This window comes from Paraburkholderia sp. (genome assembly GCF_036488795.1).
GTDB lineage: Bacteria > Pseudomonadota > Gammaproteobacteria > Burkholderiales > Burkholderiaceae > Paraburkholderia.
Genome location: NZ_DASXHA010000078.1, coordinates 1 through 4,052, shown reverse-complemented (window position 1 = coordinate 4,052; position 4,052 = coordinate 1). Strand labels below are relative to the sequence as shown.

3 protein-coding genes are annotated in these 4,052 nt (G+C 61.4%); 2 read left to right on the top strand and 1 reads right to left on the bottom strand.

What is annotated here, in order from left to right:
* Positions 1-581: 581 nt before the first annotated feature.
* A complete protein-coding gene (locus VGH41_RS10260) occupies positions 582-2,105 on the bottom strand; it encodes a CoA-acylating methylmalonate-semialdehyde dehydrogenase (RefSeq protein WP_331597293.1) in 1,524 nt (507 codons plus the stop codon).
* A gap of 172 nt (positions 2,106-2,277) precedes the next feature.
* Between VGH41_RS10260 and VGH41_RS10255 the strand changes: the two genes are divergently transcribed.
* On the top strand, positions 2,278-3,177 hold the full coding sequence (locus VGH41_RS10255; protein ID WP_331597292.1) for a LysR family transcriptional regulator: 900 nt from the start codon (positions 2,278-2,280) through the stop codon (positions 3,175-3,177).
* 247 nt (positions 3,178-3,424) lie between these two features.
* Positions 3,425-3,961: a class IV adenylate cyclase gene (locus VGH41_RS10250; protein WP_331597291.1), complete on the top strand. Its 537-nt coding sequence runs from the start codon at positions 3,425-3,427 to the stop codon at positions 3,959-3,961.
* The last annotated feature ends 91 nt before the right edge of the window (positions 3,962-4,052 follow it).

Genomic DNA, 4,052 nt, shown 5'->3' with positions numbered 1-4,052 from the left:
GTAAGCAAAGAAAGCGGGCTTCCAACCGCCAGCTCTTAGCTGTCCACCTCTAACCACAAACCATAGTGGTCCGAAACAAGATCTTCCCCCGCCTAACCCCGCTCCGTGACAAAGCCGTGATTCGCTCCAGCGTTCGCTTCGCGTCCGCCGAAGGACATAACTCCCAGCGCTAACGCATACGCACTCACCCGCTTCATGTTGCACCAATTGATGACGCCCCACTGCCCCCTGCCCGGTGGACCCATCCGCCGCACATCGTGCGGGGCGGGATGAATGAGTGCTGTGTCACCAAGTGGCGTGATGCGAGAGAGGGACTTGTCTCGCACCACGCCGCTTTCATGCTAGTGGTGGACACTTATGGGCTAGCGGTTGGAAGCCCGCTTTCTTTGCTTACTTTCTTTGCGGCGGCAAAGAAAGTGAGTGCCGCCCCGCACAGGGGCGAAGCTAATAGACCGAAAGCAAAACAAGGAAAGGCCAACGCCGTAGGCAAACAACCAGACAGCGAAGCTAATAGACCAAAAGCAACGCAAGGCCAACGCCATACGGCAAACAACCAAAACCGCCGAGCAGGCAAACAACCCTTACTTAGCCACCGGCATCGTAAACTCCGCTCCCTTGGCAATACTATCGGGCCACCGCTGCATCACACTCTTGTAGCGGGTGTAGAACCTCACCCCCTCTTCACCGTACGCATGGTGATCTCCAAACAGCGACTTCTTCCATCCACCAAAAGAATGCCACGCCATAGGCACAGGAATCGGCACATTGATCCCCACCATGCCAATCTGGATCTGACGGGAAAACGCCCGTGCCACCCCGCCATCAGAGGTAAACAAAGACACACCATTAGCAAACTCATTAGCGTTGATGAGCCCCACGGCTGATGCAAAATCCGGCACCCGTACCACACACAGCACCGGCCCGAAGATCTCCTCGCGATAAATCTTCATGTCCGTCTGCACATCGTCAAACAACGTGCCGCCAAGGAAGAATCCCTGTTCGTGCCCAGCCACCTGGTGCCCGCGCCCATCGACGACTAACTTCGCACCTTCGGCAACACCCGAATCGATATAGCCCTCGACCTTCGTGCGATGCACCGCCGTCACCAGCGGACCCATCTCCGCGGCCGACTCCATCCCGTTCATGATCTTCAGCGACTTCACCCGCGGCGTCAGCCGCTCGATCAGCTCATCGGCAATATGCCCCACGGCGACCGCGACCGAAATCGCCATGCAACGCTCGCCAGCCGATCCATACGCCGCACCAATCAGCGCATCCACCGCCTGATCCAGATCCGCGTCCGGCATCACCACCAGATGGTTCTTCGCACCGCCCAGTGCCTGCACCCGCTTGCCGCGTTTGGTGCCTTCCGTATAGATGTATTCGGCAATCGGCGTCGAGCCCACAAACGACAACGCGCTCACATCCGGATGCGCGAGCAGCGCGTCGACCGCCACCTTGTCGCCGTGCACGACGTTCAATACGCCGTCCGGCAAACCCGCTTCTTTCAGCAATTCCGCTAGCCGGATCGATGCCGACGGATCGCGCTCCGAGGGCTTCAGCACGAACGTATTGCCGCACGCAATCGCCACCGGGAACATCCAGCACGGCACCATCATCGGAAAATTGAACGGCGTGATACCCGCCACTACGCCAAGCGGCTGGCGCAGATTCCAGTTGTCGATACCGCCGCCAATCTGATCGGTGAAGTCCGTCTTGAGCAGATTCGGAATGCCGCACGCAAATTCGACGATCTCGATGCCGCGCATCACTTCGCCCTTTGCGTCGGAAAACACCTTGCCATGCTCACGCGTAATCAGCTCGGCCAGTTCGTCATGGTGACGGTCGAGCAGTTCCTTGAACTTGAACAGCACGCGTGCACGTTTGATCGGCGCCGTTTCGCTCCATGCCGGAAAGGCCGCGTTTGCAGCTGCGACAGCAGCATCCACTTCCGCCACGCTCGCGAGCGGCACGCGCGCGCTCACCGAGCCGAGCGCCGGATTGAAAACATCGCCGTAACGGTCGCTCGTACCTTCGACTGCATGGCCGTTGATGAAATGGGTCAGCGCGCGGGCGCGCGTCTCGCTCCGATGTGTCTCGCTCATGTTGTTTTCCTCATCCGATGAATTGCGGCGCACCTATGGTGTCTGCCGTACCGCTTCATGTACCGCTTCACGTGCTGCGTTATGTCGCGATGATCGAAGCCTAATCGGCAACGCGCAAGGAAATCCAATGAGTAATGCTCAATTGCGCTATAAGGCGCGCTAATATCAGGCCATGGACCTGACCCTGCTGCGTGCCTTTGTGACCGTCGCCACTGAGGGCAACCTCACGCGTGCCGCGGTGCAACTGCATCTCACCCAACCGGCCGTCAGCCTGCAGATCAAGCATCTGCAGGAAACCCTCGGCGTGACGCTGTTCACGCGTACCTCGCACGGCCTGTCGCTCACGCGCGATGGCCAGGCGCTCCTGCCACATGCAGAACGGGCGCTCAGCGCCGCCAGCGACGTGCAGCGCGCGGCGGCCTCGCTGCGCCATGAGGTGCGCGGACACCTGCGGATCGGCACGATTCTCGATCCGGCATTTTTGCGGCTGGGCGGCTTTCTCAAGCAACTGGTCGAGACCTGGCCGCATATCGAAACGGCGCTGCGGCATGGCATGTCCGGCTGGGTGCTGGAACAGATTCGCGCGGGGGAACTGGATGTCGGCTATTACATCGGCGAGCCGGCCGAGGAAGACGCGCGCGACGCCACGACGTTTCACGCCATCACGCTGACACGCTTCCAATACCGCGTGCTGGCGCCGGCCGGCTGGAAAGATCGTGTGAAAGGCGCGCGTGACTGGCGCTCGCTCGCCGCGCTGCCGTGGATCTGGACGCCGCCCGCGTCCGCGCACAACCGGCTGTTGTCGCGCTGCTTCGCCGAAGCCGGCGTGAAGCCGGTGAAGGTGGCCGAAGTGGACCAGGAGCCGTCCATGCTCGATCTGGTCAAATCAGGCGTCGGCCTCACGCTCGCACGCGACGCTATCGCCATCGCCGAAGCCCACGCCCACGCGCTCACCATCGTCGAAGGCATCACCGTGCCGACCCAGCTCAGCTTCGTCACGCTGGCCGCCCGCAAGGAGGAGCCGGCGGTTGCTACCGCACTCAAGCTGATCGAGCAGCAATGGGCGATATGAGCCATGCTCATGACAGCGCGTCTGGACGCGGCAAACGCAAAACGCGCATCGCAACCTTAACAGCACCGTCACGCGCTTTTTGCTAGATTCAGGGTTTGCGCGTGTGTCTTACGCCTCGCCTGCGATTTCCGCGTTCGTATCCCGCTTGTATCCGTTCGGTTCGAGTCTGTTCGTCCCGGCGAGCTTCGCGCTTGCAACCCGCTACATCTGAAGCCGCCGATCACCCCGTCCTTTCCAGGAGCCTGACATGGCACGCAACATCGAAATCAAAGCCCGCGCACAGCAATTCGACGTGCTGCGCGAACGCGCCGCCGAACTCGCGCCCGACGCTCCGTTGATCTTCCGCCAGCAGGATTTCTTCTACGACGTGCCGCGCGGACGCCTGAAGCTACGTCAGTTCGACGACGGCACGCCCGCCGAACTGATCTTCTATCAGCGCGACGACCGCGACGGTCCCAAGGCGTCGTACTACACACGCAGCCCGGTGACCAATGCCGAGGCCATGCACGCACTGCTCGCCACCGCGCTGACTACGCGGGGCATCGTGACGAAGGAACGCCACGTCTATACGACGGGACGCACGCGCATTCACCTCGACCGCGTCGACGGCCTGGGAGACTTTATCGAACTGGAAGTGCTGCTCGCCCAGGATGACGACGAGGAAGGCGGCCACGCGGAAGCGCATGCGATGTTCGCGAGGCTAGGCGTGCCGGAGTCGGACCTGGTGGCAGTGGCTTACGTGGATCTGCTGAGCCCGGACAGCCAACCGCTGAAGGTGGCCTGAAGATGACCTGAGCCGCTAACGTACTTTCATAAGCGCACGGCCGCCTTCAACTGGCGGCCGTACCCGGCGACAGATGCCCGAGCGGCAACGG